The 15,865-nt window shown below is 51.7% G+C and carries 20 protein-coding genes and 1 other annotated feature (1 of these 21 running past the window's edge); of the genes, 18 read left to right on the top strand and 2 right to left on the bottom strand.

Annotated features, from left to right (window positions below; translation table 11 throughout):
- Positions 1 to 25 (bottom strand) — a binding site (T-box leader); it reaches 203 nt to the left of the window's first position.
- A 113-nt stretch (positions 26 to 138) separates the two neighbouring features.
- Positions 139 to 1,044 (bottom strand): hypothetical protein, encoded by a 906-nt coding sequence (locus NYE26_RS19240; RefSeq protein WP_036727342.1) that lies wholly within the window; start codon positions 1,042 to 1,044, stop codon positions 139 to 141.
- Between the two features lie 67 nt (positions 1,045 to 1,111).
- Between NYE26_RS19240 and NYE26_RS19235 the strand changes: the two genes are divergently transcribed.
- From NYE26_RS19235 to NYE26_RS19225, 3 genes are read left to right on the top strand one after another with little or no spacing between them, the layout of a single operon-like run.
- Positions 1,112 to 1,705, top strand: coding sequence for a type II CAAX endopeptidase family protein (locus NYE26_RS19235; protein WP_036698166.1), 594 nt, complete (start codon positions 1,112 to 1,114; stop codon positions 1,703 to 1,705).
- Positions 1,702 to 2,079, top strand: a complete 378-nt coding sequence (locus NYE26_RS19230; RefSeq protein WP_339249364.1) for a hypothetical protein — start codon at positions 1,702 to 1,704, stop codon at positions 2,077 to 2,079. The genes NYE26_RS19235 and NYE26_RS19230 overlap by 4 nt, the downstream gene beginning before the upstream one ends.
- Positions 2,070 to 2,942: a metallophosphoesterase gene (locus NYE26_RS19225; RefSeq protein WP_339249362.1), complete on the top strand. Its 873-nt coding sequence runs from the start codon at positions 2,070 to 2,072 to the stop codon at positions 2,940 to 2,942. The genes NYE26_RS19230 and NYE26_RS19225 overlap by 10 nt, the downstream gene beginning before the upstream one ends.
- 62 nt (positions 2,943 to 3,004) lie before the next feature.
- Here NYE26_RS19225 and NYE26_RS19220 read toward each other — a convergent pair whose 3' ends face one another.
- A complete protein-coding gene (locus tag NYE26_RS19220; RefSeq protein WP_235191947.1) occupies positions 3,005 to 3,886 on the bottom strand; it encodes a polysaccharide deacetylase family protein in 882 nt (293 codons plus the stop codon).
- Positions 3,887 to 3,971: 85 nt separating this feature from the next.
- Here NYE26_RS19220 and NYE26_RS19215 point away from each other — a divergent pair, with 85 nt between their 5' ends.
- The 15 genes from NYE26_RS19215 (at position 3,972) to NYE26_RS19145 (ending at position 15,801) form a co-directional block, all read left to right on the top strand.
- Positions 3,972 to 4,358, top strand: coding sequence for a hypothetical protein (locus tag NYE26_RS19215; RefSeq protein ID WP_339249358.1), 387 nt, complete (start codon positions 3,972 to 3,974; stop codon positions 4,356 to 4,358).
- A 231-nt stretch (positions 4,359 to 4,589) separates the two neighbouring features.
- Positions 4,590 to 5,204, top strand: coding sequence for a genetic competence negative regulator (locus NYE26_RS19210; protein WP_036698160.1), 615 nt, complete (start codon positions 4,590 to 4,592; stop codon positions 5,202 to 5,204).
- A gap of 76 nt (positions 5,205 to 5,280) precedes the next feature.
- Complete coding sequence (gene prsW, locus NYE26_RS19205) at positions 5,281 to 5,976, top strand: glutamic-type intramembrane protease PrsW (protein WP_036727336.1); 696 nt, start codon at positions 5,281 to 5,283, stop codon at positions 5,974 to 5,976.
- A 78-nt stretch (positions 5,977 to 6,054) separates the two neighbouring features.
- Positions 6,055 to 6,201 carry a hypothetical protein gene (locus NYE26_RS19200; RefSeq protein WP_179090427.1) on the top strand — a complete coding sequence of 49 codons (147 nt, stop codon included), beginning with the start codon at positions 6,055 to 6,057 and terminating at the stop codon, positions 6,199 to 6,201.
- 87 nt (positions 6,202 to 6,288) lie between these two features.
- Entirely contained in the window at positions 6,289 to 7,647 is a 1,359-nt protein-coding gene (gene ypeB / locus NYE26_RS19195; protein ID WP_339249355.1) for a germination protein YpeB, read from the top strand.
- Between the two features lie 161 nt (positions 7,648 to 7,808).
- On the top strand, positions 7,809 to 8,108 hold the full coding sequence (locus NYE26_RS19190; protein WP_339249353.1) for a hypothetical protein: 300 nt from the start codon (positions 7,809 to 7,811) through the stop codon (positions 8,106 to 8,108).
- A gap of 144 nt (positions 8,109 to 8,252) precedes the next feature.
- Positions 8,253 to 8,906: a flagellar brake domain-containing protein gene (locus NYE26_RS19185; protein ID WP_209870023.1), complete on the top strand. Its 654-nt coding sequence runs from the start codon at positions 8,253 to 8,255 to the stop codon at positions 8,904 to 8,906.
- A gap of 211 nt (positions 8,907 to 9,117) precedes the next feature.
- Positions 9,118 to 9,828: a (d)CMP kinase gene (gene cmk, locus NYE26_RS19180; RefSeq protein ID WP_339249350.1), complete on the top strand. Its 711-nt coding sequence runs from the start codon at positions 9,118 to 9,120 to the stop codon at positions 9,826 to 9,828.
- A complete protein-coding gene (locus NYE26_RS19175) occupies positions 9,825 to 10,412 on the top strand; it encodes a lysophospholipid acyltransferase family protein (RefSeq protein ID WP_036727329.1) in 588 nt (195 codons plus the stop codon). The genes cmk and NYE26_RS19175 overlap by 4 nt, the downstream gene beginning before the upstream one ends.
- 174 nt (positions 10,413 to 10,586) lie before the next feature.
- The gene (gene rpsA, locus NYE26_RS19170; RefSeq protein WP_076079166.1) at positions 10,587 to 11,915 is read left to right on the top strand and encodes a 30S ribosomal protein S1; all 1,329 of its coding nucleotides are present in this window, start codon (positions 10,587 to 10,589) and stop codon (positions 11,913 to 11,915) included.
- A gap of 175 nt (positions 11,916 to 12,090) precedes the next feature.
- A complete protein-coding gene (gene der, locus NYE26_RS19165) occupies positions 12,091 to 13,416 on the top strand; it encodes a ribosome biogenesis GTPase Der (RefSeq protein WP_036698150.1) in 1,326 nt (441 codons plus the stop codon).
- A 12-nt stretch (positions 13,417 to 13,428) separates the two neighbouring features.
- Positions 13,429 to 14,046 carry a glycerol-3-phosphate 1-O-acyltransferase PlsY gene (gene plsY / locus NYE26_RS19160; RefSeq protein ID WP_036727324.1) on the top strand — a complete coding sequence of 206 codons (618 nt, stop codon included), beginning with the start codon at positions 13,429 to 13,431 and terminating at the stop codon, positions 14,044 to 14,046.
- Positions 14,039 to 15,079 (top strand): NAD(P)H-dependent glycerol-3-phosphate dehydrogenase, encoded by a 1,041-nt coding sequence (locus tag NYE26_RS19155; RefSeq protein ID WP_036727323.1) that lies wholly within the window; start codon positions 14,039 to 14,041, stop codon positions 15,077 to 15,079. The genes plsY and NYE26_RS19155 overlap by 8 nt, the downstream gene beginning before the upstream one ends.
- A 67-nt stretch (positions 15,080 to 15,146) precedes the next feature.
- Entirely contained in the window at positions 15,147 to 15,422 is a 276-nt protein-coding gene (locus NYE26_RS19150; protein WP_036698146.1) for a stage VI sporulation protein F, read from the top strand.
- Between the two features lie 199 nt (positions 15,423 to 15,621).
- The gene (locus NYE26_RS19145) at positions 15,622 to 15,801 is read left to right on the top strand and encodes a DUF2768 family protein (RefSeq protein WP_036698144.1); all 180 of its coding nucleotides are present in this window, start codon (positions 15,622 to 15,624) and stop codon (positions 15,799 to 15,801) included.
- Positions 15,802 to 15,865 lie beyond the last annotated feature (64 nt).

Here is a 15,865-nt window from a genome sequence, read left to right as displayed (position 1 = left end):
ATCTTTGTTCCATCATCGGTTTTGCTTGATTAATTTGTCATAATGTAACATGGTGATGCCAAGTGTGTCAATAGGATTCTTCTGCGCGGGTCCGCCTTGAAGTGGACCGTAAATTTCGTTATGATGCAATAACTGGTCCTACTCGTAGAAGAAAGGGAGCTGCGGCATGATCTCTTTGCCGTAATATTGTTCCCGCCACTTGATGAAGTCCTGCTCCTGCACCGCACCGGTGGAGATGAGCAGGGTGACGGAGGACTGGATATCATTCAGCTTCAGCGAGCTGGCGGTCCCGGAATAGATCATGTCATCAATCTTGGCAGTGATATCCTGCGGATCATATCCGGCGTAGATGCCGCGGTTGAGCATGATATTGGCGATGGAAGCATTCTTGAGCAAGAGCGGCATTTTTTTCCACTGAATGAAAGAGAGTGTCTTCAGCTCACCGGACTGCTGCGGAATGGACGGGTGGGTCTTCGACCCCCATTTCAGCATGGAATCATAGAAGTTCTTCTGGGCGAGCAGCCCGAATCTCACGGCACTGGTTGTGAAGTTGTCGCTTCTCAGCACTTTGGCGGCTTCGGCGCCGGAAGCTCCCGCAGTCACCTTACTGGAGGCTTGGGAGAAGAGTGTGAGACTCTTAAGAATATTGAGCTGAGATTCATAGAGCATCGGCGAATTGGTGAAGAGCGAATCCTGGGTTACCTTATCATACTGCTTGTCCGCGAGAATACTCAGATTCTTCAGTGTTGCCGCATTCTGGCGTGCATCCGTGCTGCGGGCAAGAACGCCCACCTGTTCATTCCAATTGCGCTTGAATTCCCGGTAAGGCAAAAATACGTTATGATAAAAGGTGACAAGATCCTGCTGCTGGTAGGAGCCGGAGAATTCCTGGGCGCTCGGGTGGTCCTTCAGCTGTGAATACTTGGCCTCTGTCTTGTCAGCTCCAACCTTGACTCCCGTGAAAAATGAAGCGAATGCGGATATTAGAAAAAACAAAAAACCTAGTGTGTACATCATTTGAGTGCGGGAGGTACGGCTGTTCATGATTAAGTGCTCCTTCGTATAGGTAAATTAACTTATGTAAAAACATTTATAGAACAGGCAGGTTATAATGAAAAAATTCAAATTGGGTGACATCAAAATTAAAAAGGCCGATCCACAGCAGTTAACAGACAAGCTGTTACTCATTAATCTGTACATTACTCAGGGCCTTACCTTATTTATCGGTTTGATATGGATATTATTACAGAAAAGAAATCCTATTCACATATTAAATTTTCCGGATAGTGTACATTTCGTGTACTGGGGCCTTGGCCTTGCAGTTATTATGCTTGCTGTTGACTTCCTGCTGACCCATATTGTTCCTGAAGACAGCATGGATGACGGGGGGATTAATGAACTGCTGTTCGGCAAAAGGCCGCTGTGGCATATTGTGGTCATTTCGGCGGTGGTTGCGGTGTGTGAGGAGCTGCTCTTCCGCGGAGCGATCCAGCATTCTCTCGGGCCGTACTGGACGAGTATACTGTTTGCTGTTATTCATGTCCGTTATCTGCGGCACTGGATTCCAACGGGCTGGGTCTTCCTCAGCAGCTATGGTCTTGGACTTATCTACATCCATTCGGGCAGTCTGTGGGCACCTATATTGTGCCATTTCCTAATAGATTTGTTCTCCGGTATGGTTATTCGTTACAGGAGGGTATCATGACAGAACAATTAAGCCGGGTAAGGTCCCGCCAGAAACAGCAGAAGAGAGAACAACAGCCTCCGGCCAGAGCGGGCAAGCGTCAGCCGGCTTCCGGGGCAGCAGAAGAGCGTGCGGGAAATCCGGTACCGGTGGCAGGGACCCTGTCCAGAAAGGAGCGCTTATCCGGGCGCAGGGCCTCCGGGAGGCCGGAGCGTGAGGCGGCACAGCAGGAAGGGGAGCAGACTCCTTCGCGTGCGGAGAGCTATCCGTCAGAGAGAATCCGGTTCAGCAAAATGTTCATCAATTCGCTGATTGTTGTATTTCTGATGCTGCTGGGCTTCCTCCTGTGGTGGGGAATTAACGGGGCGCCGGATCTGGGCAGCCTATGGAGTTGACTGCGGTGCTCCTGATTCTATTAGGTGTGAGTCTTGGGGGAGCAGGGGGCATGGGTCTCCTTATGGTTGCTGCTGCCTTCAAAAAACGGTTGAATCATCTGGATATTGTACTGGAGCGGCTTCCTGCCGCGTTCGACGGCTACCGGATACTGCTCATTACGGATATTCACCGCCGCCGTCTGCCGGAGGAGATGCTGACCCCGCTGCGGGGGAAGGTGGATGCTGTCTTCCTGGGCGGTGATATGACGGAGAAGGGCGCTTCCATAGAACGCCTGTTGAACAATATGACTCTGGCCGCTTCGGTTGCGCCTGTATATGCCGTACATGGGAATCATGATTACAGGGCGAACATCAATCTGGTGGATAACATCATCCGGGGAAGCGGAGCCAGGCTGCTGGTGGATGAGAACTGCGTCATTGAGCGGGACGGTGCGCAGTTTATTCTGACCGGGGTGGATTTCCCGCGGCAAGGCGGCAAGAAGGCCTACGGGCCTCTGCCAGCTGTGGCGGATGCGGAAGCCTTCCGGATCATCCTCGTGCATGATCCGCTCTGGCTGTCCCGGCAGCAGGAGATTCCGGCTGACCTGATTCTGGCCGGGCATACCCACGGAGGGCAGGTTGTACTGCCCCTGATCGGGAACCGGCATACCGATGAGTTCTACCGCCAATATAATGCGGGGATGTATGAGATCCCCCGGAGCTATAATGCGGGTCTCCCGCCGCTGAAGATGCTGATCAGCCGGGGGTTCGGTACGGCGCATCTGCCGCTGCGCTGGCGCAGTCCGGCCGAGATGCATGTGCTGACCCTGCGCTGCGGACAGCAGCATTCCGGATCGCAGAGATTCAATGTGATGAACCCATAAGCATGACAAAAAACCGGCTGCCCTCCTAACGGGGCAGCCGGTTTTGCTTGTTCATTCAGATCTTAGCGCATCTTCAGCTCAATGCTGCGCGGATCTACAAAGCTGTAGCCCTTGCCCTCAAGCGTAGTCAGCAGAGTGTCAAGTGCCTCTACCGTCCAAGGCAGCTCATGCATCAGGATATTGCTGCCGGAATGCAGCTGATCGGTTACATTCTTGATCAGCTTCTCCGTTTTGCCTGCATCCTTGGCCTTCATCTCCCAGTCAAGGGAGCCATTGGACCAGGTCATATAGAGCATGCCGTTTGCAGCGGCGATTTTTTTGCCTACATCACCGCCGGCACCGTGCGGCGGACGGAAGAAGTGAGGGGTCTCACCGGTGATTTCCTTGACGATTCTTTGAACATCCTCAATCTGCTTCTTCACTTCGGCTTCCGGCTTATCTTTCAGCACGATATGATCCCAGCTATGGTTGCCGAGTACGCCGCCCCGCTTGTGGATCAGCTCCAGCAGCTCGGGATGCTCCTTCACCCGGTACCCGTTGACGAAGAAGATCGCTTTGGCCTTGTGCTTGTCCAGTGTATCCATCAGCGGATTGATTAATTCCGCTTCCTTCGGCCCGTCGTCGAAGGTCAGCAGGACTACCTTCTTATTCGTGGCCGGATCATTCGGGACAATGTCATAATTCTTGTTCATATGATACAGCAGCGGAACCTGCGCATCGCTGGCTGCCGCAGGCGTGGCCTCCGGTGATGCAGTTGCCTCAGGTGCAGCTGAGGCTGTTACCTCAGGTGCAGGAGATGCGGCTGTCTCCGCCGCCTCTGTTGCTGCCGCAGGCTGTGGCGTCTTCTCCGCCGCCTGGCTGCCTGTATTTCCACTGTTGCTGCAAGCTGACAGCAGACAAGCCGCCAAAAGCAGCGTTATTGTTGCTTTACCCACTTTTTTCATCTCGCTTTCTTGTTGTTTGGCTGTATGAGCGGCTACCTTTCCGCGAACACTAAGCATGATTTTACCATACAAGGAGGTTGGAGATATGAATACTTCGTCATTTCTGTGCGGGGTGCTGATTGGTGCAGCCGCCAGTATGATTATGTCCAAAAAACGCAGCGCCATGATGTCTGCCTTACTGCACTCGAACGGTTCTTCCTATAATGCGGGTGACAAGGCCAAGGACAAAATTATGGGGATGGCCATGACTGGCTTCGGCAGCACGGCAGCGGGCAGCAGTCATGAACACTCAGGCTCTCATGTATCCGGCGGTGGCGATCATAGCGGTGGCGATCATAAAGAGGATTCCCCGTTAAAGTCCAAAGAATCAAATCTGAACATGCTGAAGGATTTCATCCGCAGCAACCCTGATGTGAAGCATGAAGTCGAGCAGATTCTCAAAGATACTCATACCGCCATACCGGGTTTGTAACCGGATTTAACCGCTGCAGAATCATTTTGGCGATGCAGGCATCGCTGAAGTGATTCTTTTTTAATACGGCTTTACATATAATGGGCAGCAAATTGGGCTGAATCTATATTTATTTACGTGCATTTGTAGCTTCAAAATGATAACATACATACATAGTAACCATTTTTGGCTCATTACTCGGGACTCATCATACATTAATATTAAATGAGCTTGCAAAAGGAGGATCCTGTCATGAGAATAGAGCGATTAAGTCAAGATAAGATACGGATTTTCCTCACTTTTGACGACCTGAGCGAGCGGGGCATCCAGAAGGAAGACATGTGGCAGGAGGTTCCCAAGGTGCACGACCTCTTTACGGAAATGATGGATCAGGCGTACAGCGAGCTTGGTTTTGACGCTACGGGTCCGCTTGCCGTGGAAGTGTTCGCATTGCCCGCGCAAGGCATGGTCGTTATTGTGACCCGGGGGAAATATGATCACCATCAGTACGGTGGGGCCGGGGAAGATGAATTGCCTGAAGAGATTTACGAAATGGAAGTTACTCTTGAACAAAGCGACTCCATTGTATATGCATTCCGCGATTTCGAGGTTCTGGTGGAAGCGGCTCATGTGCTCATCGGCAATATTACTTCTCAAGGACAACTGTATTCTTATAATGATAAATGGTACCTCTACTTCGATCCGAAGGAATTTGAAGAGGCTGCACTGTCAGGGCTGGTAGGCGTGCTCGCTGAATTCGGAGATTCCTCTCCGGTAACTCAGGCTGTTCTGGCCGAATACGGCAAGACGGTTATGGCGGAGAATGCGATTCAGACGCTGTGCAATCATTTCAAACGCCAGGAATAAGAGATAGCGGGAAGGTACCAGTCCGGCCATAACGGCTTCAGCAGAGATTAGGTATTAGCGCAAGGGAGGCTATTCGGTGCTTTTGTTATCGGTCATTTCGTCAGCAGTTGCACCGGGACTTGCGCTGCTGACTTTTTTCTATCTGAAAGACAAGTATGATCAGGAACCGCTCCATATGGTGCTTAAGGTGTTCCTGCTCGGCCTGATGATCGTGCTGCCTGTGATGATTATCCAGAGGGGACTGGTGCTGGGGCTGGACGGCGGTCCTTATGTGGATTCCTTTCTGATCTCAGCCGGGGTGGAAGAGGCCCTGAAGTGGTTTGTGCTGTACCATATGATTTACAATCATACCGAATTTGACGAGCCCTATGATGGAATACTATATGCCGTAGCGATTTCGCTCGGCTTCGCAACAATAGAGAATGTAATGTATGCATGGTACAGCAATGCTTCAATCGGCACCATGATTCTAAGGGCGCTGCTTCCAGTCTCCGGACATGCCATGTTCGGGGTAATTATGGGCTACCATATGGGTAGAGCCAAGTTCTCCGGCGGGGTCAAGACCCGTAAGATTCTGCTGATTTCATTGCTTCTGCCCTGGCTGTGGCATGGAATCTATGATTTTCTGCTCGCGACGACGGCTAATTATTGGATCTGGTTTATCGTGCCCCTGATGGCGGTCCTATGGTATAGAGGCATGGGGAAGGTAGCGCGGGCCAACAGCCGTTCCCCGTTTCGCTTTTTGAAGCGTGAGGAAGAGGTTAACCTATAATCGAGATGGACACACTTAATCCTACAGGGCAGTTCCTTAAGGCAAGGAATTCCAGAAAGGAGAGAGAGGTGTCTTTTTTTGCGAGTAAAAGTTCGGATTGTCTGCAAGCAGTGCGGCGAAACCTACATATTAAGAGGGAACAAGGAGCAGGGGGTTGTCCAGACCGGCTTCAAGCAATGTCTGTGCAGCTGTGTAAGCGGCTTCGAGATTGAGGAACGGGCCTGAAGACCGGATTCTTGAAAAAGTGCATAAGTCTTCTCAGTTATTGTCAAACTAACGGCAATAAGCTACTGAAAGGAGCTATGCGGACCTATGTACAAAAGATTAAGTGCCATAATGTTCCCGCTTACCGCACTCTTGCTGCTTGGAGCGCTCGTCTGGGGGTATCAGGAGAATCAGGAGAAGAATTCGATTCTGATCAAAGCGGAGAATCAGTATCAGCGCGCATTCCATGATCTCTCCTTCCATGTGGAGCGGCTTCACGGTGAGCTTGGCAATACGCTTGCGGTGAACACTACCTCTAACGGAATGCACCGCAAAGGACTGGTCAATGTATGGCGGATTACCAGCGAGGCGCAGAACGAGATCAATCAGCTGCCGCTGACGCTGCTGCCGTTCAGTGAGACGGAGGAGTTCCTCTCTAAGATCTCTAATTTCTCCTACAAGGCTGCGGTGCGTGACTTCACGAAGAAGCCGCTGACAGAGGGGGAGATGGCGAATCTGAAGACGCTCTACCAGAATTCGGCTGAAATCTCCAAGGACCTGCAGAAGGTTCAGGACAAGGTCATCGGCAAAAAGCTGCGCTGGATGGATGTAGAGACTGCACTGGCTACAGAGCAGAAGGCCGAAGACAACACGATCATCGACGGATTCAAAACCGTGGATAAACGCGTGGCGGCATACCCGGAGCTGGACTACGGCCCTTCGGTTGCAAGTATCTATGATAAGCGGTCGGTGAAAAAGCTGGGCGGCAAGCCGGTTACCGCTGACCAGATCAAGGGCAAGGCGATGAAGTTCGCCGAGCTGGGCGGGAAGGCACAGGTGAAGATTCAGGAGAATGGGAAGGGAACGGAGTGGGCTTCTTATACAGCCACTGTGACTTCCAGTGACCATAAGGAGCCGGTCTCGATGGACTTCACGGCGGAAGGCGGACTGCTGATCTCTTACAACGACAACCGCGAGGTAAGGCCTGCCAAAGTATCCATGAAGCAGGCTGTGGAGAAGGCGGGTAAGTTCCTGGAGAAGAAGGGCTATCCCGGCATGACCGCAGTCAGTGCGGACCGGTACGATAATCTGGGCAATCTGACCTTTGTCAGCAGCCAGGACGGCGTGCTCATCTATCCCGAGAAAATGACGGTTCGTGTCGGGCTGGATACGGGGGAAGCCATAGGGTTCCAGGCAAGCGACTATGTGAATGAGCATAAGGAGAAGCGTGTGCTGCCGAAGCCGAAGCTGTCCCTGGCTGAAGCCAGAGCGATGCTTAACCCGGAGTTCAAGGAGCTCTATAACCGGCTGGCCTGGATCGAGAATGAAGATGCGATGGAGCTGCTGACCTATGAATTCGGGGGCAAAATCAACGGCTCACAGTTCAGAATTTATCTGAACGCTGCTGACGGTAATGAGGAAGCGGTGGAGCAGATCCGCACCTCCTCGGGAGCACAGGATAAATAGCCGGACTTTCCATGGGGACAGCTAAAACCGGTTATATAAAGAAGACGCATTTCCGGAAACGGAGGGCGTCTTTTTTTGGTGATTAGGAAATTATGATTTACGTCCGATGTGGATAAGTTGTGCATTAAAGTTGGGTGTAAGTGTCTTGGAACATCGGCAGGATGACTATATTCTGGATCAGTAATAGGAATGACTTCGCTGATTTCACCGAACAGCCGGATATGGTCGAAAAACCGACTACATTCGGTGCGGCAGAGGCGTGTGGGCTGGATATGGTTGAAAAACCGACTACATTTGGTGCGGCAGAGGCGTGTGAGCCGGATATGGTCGAAAAACCGACTACATTCGGTGCGGCAGAGGCGAGTGGGCCGAATGTGGTCGAAAAACCGACTACATTCGGTGCGGCAGGGGCGTGTGGGCCGAATGTGGTCGAAAAACCGATCACAATGGGGATGCCGTAGGCATTTTGTTCGTGCTGAAACTATAGGCTGCAAGCCGGTTGCGGCTGTTGGTGTTCAACGCCTAATAATATTTCTGACCTGCCTCAAGAGGGCATGCTATAATCGGTTTAGCATTTATTACTAACTCAAGCGGCGGTGACAGGTTTGTATCCCAAAATTAATGAATATCTATACCTCCAGGTCGCATCCAGCGATGCGGCTGAGTCTGAGATCCAGTACCGGGCAAGGATTGCTGATATGGAGGACGAGAGCATCCTGATAGAAATTCCCATGCAGGAGAGTAACGGCCGGCTTAAGAAGCTGTTTATCGGTGACGAGCTGTCGGTCTATTTTCTCACAGAGGGCGGCATTAAGAATTATTTCAATACTCATGTGCTCGGCTTCAAGGAAGATGTCATCCGGATGGTCCGGCTGCGCAAGCCTGCGGCGGAGTCCATCTTCAAAATTCAGCGCCGCAGCTTCTTCCGCGTCAATGCCGAGCTGGAGCTGGCCGTGAAGGATGCCCTGGGCAGCCGGTTTCTGGTGCGCACCGAGGATATCGGCGGCGGCGGGACATCATTCTTAAGCGATGCCAAAATTACATTAGAGGTGGCCGACAAGCTGGCCTGCTGGCTGCTCGTCTCCTACCGCAACGGAAGCACGGAGCATGTTAATTTCGAAGGCGAGATTGTACGGATCAAACCGCTGGAGACCGGACGGAATCTGGTTATGGTTAAATTCTCGGCCATTTCCGATTCGGAGCGGCAAAAAATTATCCGGTACTGCTTTGAACGCCAATTCGATTTCCGCAACCGCTGATTCCCTGCGCAGGAATCTTCAAGAGGGCCCTGAATCAGCTTTTTTCTCCCTAAAAAACCTCAATGTCATTTTGCACTGGGGTTCAAACTGTGGTATAATTTTATAAGTCGCAGGCAATGCCTGCTTTTTTCTTGAGAATATCAGCAAGTTCCAAGAGAGATATGTCGATATGCGTATTTCTGCGGAAGAGTGTTTGAGGAGGAATGCCCCGTTGGACAGGCAGGATACACATACTAACGACCGAATTAACGTCGCCATCGACGGACCTGCCGGGGCAGGCAAGAGCACTGTAGCCCGATTGGTAGCACGGGAGCTGTCTTACATTTATGTAGACACGGGTGCCATGTACCGGGCAATCACCTGGTATATGCTTCGTGAAGGCATAGCTGCAGAGAATCATGAGCTGGTGGACCGGAAGGTCCAGAATATGGCGATTGAGCTTCTGCCTGAGAAAGATGTGCAGAAAGTGCTGATTAATGGGGAAGACATGACCCCGCATATCCGCAGTCTTCAGGTCAGTGGCCAGGTGTCGCAGTATTCGAAGATTGAGGGTGTTAGATCCAGACTGAGTCACTTGCAGCGTCAGATGGCGTTCCGCAAGGGAGTCGTGATGGATGGCCGGGATATCGGTACAACCGTACTGCCGGATGCCGAAGTGAAGATTTTCATGACGGCAAGTGTGGAGGAGCGTGCTCTCCGTCGTTACAAGGAACTGAAGGATACGGAAACAGTGACTCTCCAGCAGCTTGAACATGATATTGCAGCGCGGGACCGGCTTGATGAAGGCCGGGAGATTTCACCGCTGTGCCGTGCCGAGGATGCTATTCTTCTGGATACGACGCATATGGATATCCTTCAGGCCGTGGAAGCCATCGTCTCCCACTGCAGAACCTATGTTAACGGGGAGAGAAATCATCTATGATTTATGCATTTTGCGTGGCCTTGCTTCGTATGATTTATGCCATACTGTTCCCGCTCAAGATTGTGGGAAGAGAGAATGTGCCGAAGGAGGGTGGAGTCCTGCTCTGCGCGAATCACATCAGCCTGCTTGATCCCATGACGATCGGCATTAAGCTGAAGCGACAGGTAAGATATATGGCCAAGGCGGAATTATTCAATGTTCCGGTGCTGGGCTGGCTCATTAAGCAATTGGGCGCATTTCCTGTCAAGCGTGGCGGCGTAAGCAAAGAATCCATTAAGACGTCCCTCAATACGCTTCGCAGCGGACATGTGATGGGCATCTTCCCGGAAGGAACGCGGAACTCCGATTCAGGTTCAGCCAAGAAGGGTGCGGCAAGCTTCGCGCTCCGCAGCGGCGCAGCCGTTGTGCCGGCAGCCATTATCGGGTCCTACAAGCCGTTCCGCCGGATGACTGTTGTATATGGGGCACCCATAGACCTCAGCGCATTTGAAGGTGCGGGAAGTGATTCTCTGGACGCTGTAACCGATGTTATTATGGGACGCATCCATGAAATGATCAGTACCGGCAAGCCCAGTTCGCGGTAAGTCCGGGAGTCAATCTTCTGTTTCTGTGAATAGCTTATAAATTACAGCATAACCGCTATTTTTTGGAACATACTAATCAACAAAATGAAATGGTTTAACGAAGCAATGATTGTTTTGAACTCTGCTCTACGCGGGTTTAAATAAATGGGGTTTTGAATCGAGGAGGGTAATCACATGTCTGAAGAAATCAAGAATCAAGAAGCTGCGGATAACGTTGAGAATAACGAGACCGTAGATAAGGCAGAAACTGTAGAATCCGCTGTTACCGAATCTGCAGAAGTTGTTGCCAGCAATGAAGAAGAAGTGACAAGCCAGGAAGGTCTGGAAATCATTTCTCTGAAAAAAGGCGATACCGTGAAAGGAACAATCGTCAAAATTGAAGATAACCAAGCTTATGTAAGCATTGGATATAAATACGACGGCGTTATTCCTATTCGCGAATTGTCTTCCGTTCAGCTGGACAATGCCGCAGCAGCGGTAGAAGTCGGCCAGGAAGTGGAATGCAAGGTTGTCAGCATCAACGACAACAAGGAGAGCCTGGTGCTTTCCAAGCGTGCCATCGACAGCGAGAAATCATGGGAAGATCTGGAGAAGTATTTCGCTTCCCAGGAATCCTTCGAAGTTACTGTAGCTGATGTTGTCAAAGGCGGCCTTGTGGCTGACGTTGGCGCACGCGGCTTCATCCCGGCTTCCATGGTTGAGCGTCACTTCGTTGAAGATTTCAGCGACTACAAGGGCCGCACACTGCGTGTCAAAGTGAAAGAGCTTGACCGTGAGAACAGCAAGGTAATTCTCTCCGCCAAAGAAGTTCTGGAGGAAGAATTCGAAGCTAACAAGCAGAAGATTATGGCTGAGCTGTCTGAAGGCCAAATCATCGAAGGTACGGTTCAACGCCTGACTCAATTCGGCGCATTCGTTGATGTTGGCGGCGTAGACGGACTGGTTCACGTATCTGAGATTGCTTGGAACCACGTAGAGAAGCCATCCGATGTTGTATCCGAAGGCGACAAGGTTCGCGTGAAAGTACTTAAGGTTGATCCTGAAAAAGGCAAAATCAGCCTCAGCATCAAAGCAGCTGCTCCGGGTCCTTGGGATTCCGCAGCAGGCAAGATCAACATCGGCGATGTAGTTACAGGCGAAGTTAAGCGCCTTGTGAACTTCGGCGCATTCGTTGAACTGCTGCCAGGCGTTGAAGGCCTTGTGCATATCTCCCAGATCTCCCACAAGCACATTGGCACTCCGCATGAAGTGCTCAAGGAAGGACAGGAAGTACAAGTGAAAGTGCTTGACTTCAACCCATCCGAGAAGCGCGTCAGCCTGAGCATCAAGGAAACTGAAGAAGCTCCGGCTCCTTCGGCCAGACCAGAACGCAGCAACAGCAGAGACAGAGCGCCTAAGGAAGTGCTGAACAATCCTAACGTATCGCTCAGCAACGAAGGCCTCAGCTTCACACTGGCTGAACGTTTCGGCGACAAGCTGGACAAATTCAAGGGTAACAACTAATCCCTTTGTTATCTCATCATAACGGGTAAAGTAATCGGCGAGCCCTCGATCAGAGGGTTCGCCGATTGTCTGTTCCAGGGCATACAGGATAGCGGCAATACATGGGTAAGACGGTTAGCCAATTGGAATGTTTTTTGCTATGATGAGTAACGTAAGGAAGACAGGAGGAATGAATATGGCAAGACCCGTAGTGGCCATTGTCGGCAGGCCTAACGTCGGAAAGTCGACGATCTTTAACCGGCTGATTGGCGATAGACTGGCCATCGTAGAAGATAAACCGGGGATTACACGTGACCGGATATATGGAGTCTCCGACTGGAACGGCAAATCCTTCAGTGTCATTGATACTGGCGGGATTGAGATTGACGGAGAAGACGCGATTCTGAAATCCATCCGCGTTCAGGCGGAGCTGGCGATTGAGGAAGCGGATGTGATCGTCTTCATGTGCGAGGCGAAGAGCGGACTCACGAGTTCGGATGAGGAAGTGGCGCAGATTCTGTTCCGTTCCGGCAAGCCGATCGTTCTGGCTATCAACAAAGTGGATAACATGAAGCGCACCGAAGATATTTATGAATTTTATACCCTTGGAATCGGTGATCCGATCGGCATTTCAGGAAGTCACGGAACCGGAATCGGCGATCTGCTGGACGCGGTTGTTGAACGTCTTCCGGATAAAGTGGATGAGGAATATGATGAAGATGTCATCCGTGTAGCCTTGATCGGACGTCCGAATGTGGGTAAATCCTCACTGGTTAATGCCATTCTGGGCGAAGAACGCGTTATTGTCAGTGATGTTGCGGGGACTACACGCGATGCGATTGATACGCCGTTCGAACGGGATGGTCAGCGTTATGTGCTGATCGATACAGCGGGCATGCGCAAACGCGGCAAGGTCTATGAGAACACGGAAAAATACAGTGTAATGAGAGCCATGAAGGCGATTGAGCGTGCTGATGTTGTACTCGTTGTAATCAACGGCGAAGAAGGCATTATCGACCAGGACAAGCATATTGCCGGGTATGCCCATGATGCGGGCAAGGCTTCGGTCTTTGTTGTCAACAAATGGGATGCCATTGAGAAAGACGACAAGACGATGCAGAACTTCGAACGCAACATCCGCGATCACTTCCTGTTCATGAGCTATGCTCCAGTGGTATTTCTGTCTGCGCTTACGAAACAGCGTCTGCAGAAGCTGCTGCCTGTCGTGCAGCATGTCGCCCAACAGCACGCCCTGCGGATTACCACCCATCTGGTGAATGATGTGGTATCGGATGCCGTGGCGATTAATCCTCCGCCTACGGACAAAGGCCGCCGTCTGCGCATTAACTATGTCACCCAGGTGGCAACGAAGCCGCCGACCATCGTGGTATTCGTCAATGATCCTTCGCTGATGCACTTCTCCTACGAACGTTACCTGGAGAACAAGCTGCGTGCAGCGTTCAATTTCGAGGGTACACCGATCCGCCTCTTTACACGGCGCAAATCCGAGAACGAAGGTTAGGGGAGAAGAGTAGTGGCGTTTGAACTTCTGGTTATCGTTATAAGCTATCTGCTTGGCTCCATCAGCTTCAGTGTACTGCTCGCCCGGCTGCTTAAGGGGATTGATATCCGCCAATATGGAAGCGGCAATGCGGGTGCGACCAATACACTGCGTGTGATGGGGAAGGGACCGGCCATACTGGTGCTGTTTCTGGACGTACTGAAGGGAATTGCCGCAGTCTGGCTTGGCACATGGGCCGGGGGATGGGGAAGCTGGGTCGCAGTGGTCTGCGGACTGGCTGCCATCATCGGGCATAACTGGCCGGTCTATTTTCATTTTCGCGGGGGGAAAGGGATTGCAACGACGATTGGAGTGATGGCTACACTGGTATTCTGGCCTGCACTGATTGCCGGGGCGATTGCCATTCTCGCTATTATACTTACACGGTATGTCTCGCTGGGCTCGCTGATCTTTGTGGCTCTGACTCCAGTGTGTCTGCTGTTCACAGAGCATACGACCCCGGAGCTATGGGGAAGCCTGGTCATCGTAGTGTTCGCCTTCTGGCGTCACCGCAGCAACATCGTGAAGATCTCGCAGGGCCGTGAGAACAAAATCGGCTCCAAAGCCAAGGAGGGGAATCGCGTTGTCTGATAAAGTAACCGTGCTGGTCGCGGGCAGTTGGGGAACTGCGCTGGCTACTGTGCTGGCGGCTAACCACTCGGAGGTTTATCTGTGGACGCGAAAGCCTGAGCAGGCTGCCGAGATTAACGAAGCACATACGAATCATCATTTCCTGCCGGGGGTTAAGCTCCCTGGAAATATTATTGCCACCACTGACATGGAGACTGCCGTCTCCGGTTCGAAGGCGGTAGTCATTGTGGCGCCTTCTTCCGGAGTGCGTCAGGTGGCGCATAGCCTTAAGCCGTTCTGGAAGGAAGATATGCTCTGCATTCACGCCACGAAGGGCTTCGAGACCGAGACCATGAAGCGGATGTCCACAGTGATCTCGGAAGAGCTGGGCTGCAGCGAAGGCGATATTGTGGTGCTCTCCGGGCCGAGCCATGCTGAAGAAGTGGTACGGCTCTGTCCGACCACGGTCGTCGTGGCTTCACCGGATGAGAGCCGTGCCAAGGCGGCGCAGGGGCTGTTCATTAACAACGACTTCCGTGTGTATACCAACAGGGATCAGCTAGGGGTAGAGCTGGCTGGTGCACTGAAGAATATTATCGCGCTGGGTGCGGGGCTGTCCGACGGGCTGGGGTTCGGGGATAATGCGAAGGCGGCACTGCTTACCCGCGGCCTGGCCGAGATCTCCCGGGTCGGGGTAGAGATGGGTGCGAATCCCTTAACCTTCTCCGGCCTTGCCGGACTTGGTGACCTGGTCGTAACGGCAACAAGCCAGCACAGCCGCAACTGGCGCGCCGGCTCCATGCTGGGCCAGGGCCAGCCGCTGAATGAGGTGCTGGACTCGATGGGGATGGTTGTCGAAGGCATCCGGACGACGGAGGTGGCTTATGCGATCTCGCTGAAGCTGGGCGTACAGATGCCCATCACCGACCAGATTTATCATGTGCTGTTCAAGGGCAGAACACCGCGTAATGCGGTGGAAGCCCTGATGGGCCGTGACCGTAAGACGGAGATGGAGGCCATTTCCCAGGAGACCTGGGAGCAGTGGCATTCCTGATCACGTTCACCTTTTGCCGGAATATCTCATATGTTGTTAATGGGGATTGACGGAGGAGGGATGAACAGTGAGCAGAGATTTTTCCAAGGATGCTTTGAACGCCATCAACAAGAAGACGGGCAAAAACATTTCGGAAGGTGCCATCAAAAAGCTGGCCGGTACGGTTAAGCCGGGCACCACACAGAATGAAGCCCAGCTCCGCCAGTTAATTAAACAGGTATCAGCTATGGCTAAAGTGCCGGTCAGCGAGGCTACAGTGCAGGAGATCGTCAATGCTGTTAAAAAAGGCGGCGCCGGTTCCGGTACGATGGAGTCTTTAATGAAAATGATGCTGAAAAAATAGCATATCCGTGAAGTAAGCCATTCCTGCCGGGATGGCTCCTTTTCAGACTGGGCATAACTCCGGAAGGTAAGCTGATTCCGTGGTTGATGCCCTTTTTTCCATAGCCAGGGGCTAATCTGTAAATTAATACTTAAAAAATGACGGATTTCACGCTATAATAGTCGCAATCCGGGAAAAGTGAAATGGAGGCGCATGACCTATGGACCCGATGACAAAAATGTGGCTGTCTCTGATTGCGGTACTGATTATGGGCTTATCCGTTTTTTTGATTACTTTTGCACGCAGCAAGACGAAGGGACTGCTTAGAGCTGTTTTATCGGTCATTGCTTTTGTCATCCTGCTGATCGGAGTTCTGGGCGGGGCTGCTTCAATTATGTAAGCATTTACATTATACTCAGGCAGACGTATTTCTGACAGAATCGTTAGTTGATTTTACAGGAATG

The organism is Paenibacillus sp. FSL P2-0136, assembly GCF_037975325.1.
Taxonomy (GTDB): Bacteria; Bacillota; Bacilli; order Paenibacillales; family Paenibacillaceae; genus Paenibacillus_AQ; species Paenibacillus_AQ silagei.
The sequence above is the reverse complement of the archived record's forward strand: the minus strand, read 5'-3'. Positions and strand labels throughout refer to the sequence as shown.

Coding starts and splice junctions, on each gene's coding strand:
- NYE26_RS19230 (WP_339249364.1), top strand. CDS start 1,702: ATGACAGAACAATTAAGCCGGGTAAGGTCCCGCCAGAAACAGCAGAAG.
- NYE26_RS19215 (WP_339249358.1), top strand. CDS start 3,972: ATGAATACTTCGTCATTTCTGTGCGGGGTGCTGATTGGTGCAGCCGCC.
- NYE26_RS19190 (WP_339249353.1), top strand. CDS start 7,809: ATGACTATATTCTGGATCAGTAATAGGAATGACTTCGCTGATTTCACC.
- ypeB (WP_339249355.1), top strand. CDS start 6,289: ATGTACAAAAGATTAAGTGCCATAATGTTCCCGCTTACCGCACTCTTG.
- der (WP_036698150.1), top strand. CDS start 12,091: ATGGCAAGACCCGTAGTGGCCATTGTCGGCAGGCCTAACGTCGGAAAG.
- NYE26_RS19235 (WP_036698166.1), top strand. CDS start 1,112: ATGAAAAAATTCAAATTGGGTGACATCAAAATTAAAAAGGCCGATCCA.
- rpsA (WP_076079166.1), top strand. CDS start 10,587: ATGTCTGAAGAAATCAAGAATCAAGAAGCTGCGGATAACGTTGAGAAT.
- NYE26_RS19225 (WP_339249362.1), top strand. CDS start 2,070: ATGGAGTTGACTGCGGTGCTCCTGATTCTATTAGGTGTGAGTCTTGGG.
- NYE26_RS19145 (WP_036698144.1), top strand. CDS start 15,622: ATGGACCCGATGACAAAAATGTGGCTGTCTCTGATTGCGGTACTGATT.
- NYE26_RS19240 (WP_036727342.1), bottom strand. CDS start 1,044: ATGAACAGCCGTACCTCCCGCACTCAAATGATGTACACACTAGGTTTT.
- NYE26_RS19210 (WP_036698160.1), top strand. CDS start 4,590: ATGAGAATAGAGCGATTAAGTCAAGATAAGATACGGATTTTCCTCACT.
- NYE26_RS19175 (WP_036727329.1), top strand. CDS start 9,825: ATGATTTATGCATTTTGCGTGGCCTTGCTTCGTATGATTTATGCCATA.
- NYE26_RS19220 (WP_235191947.1), bottom strand. CDS start 3,886: ATGAAAAAAGTGGGTAAAGCAACAATAACGCTGCTTTTGGCGGCTTGT.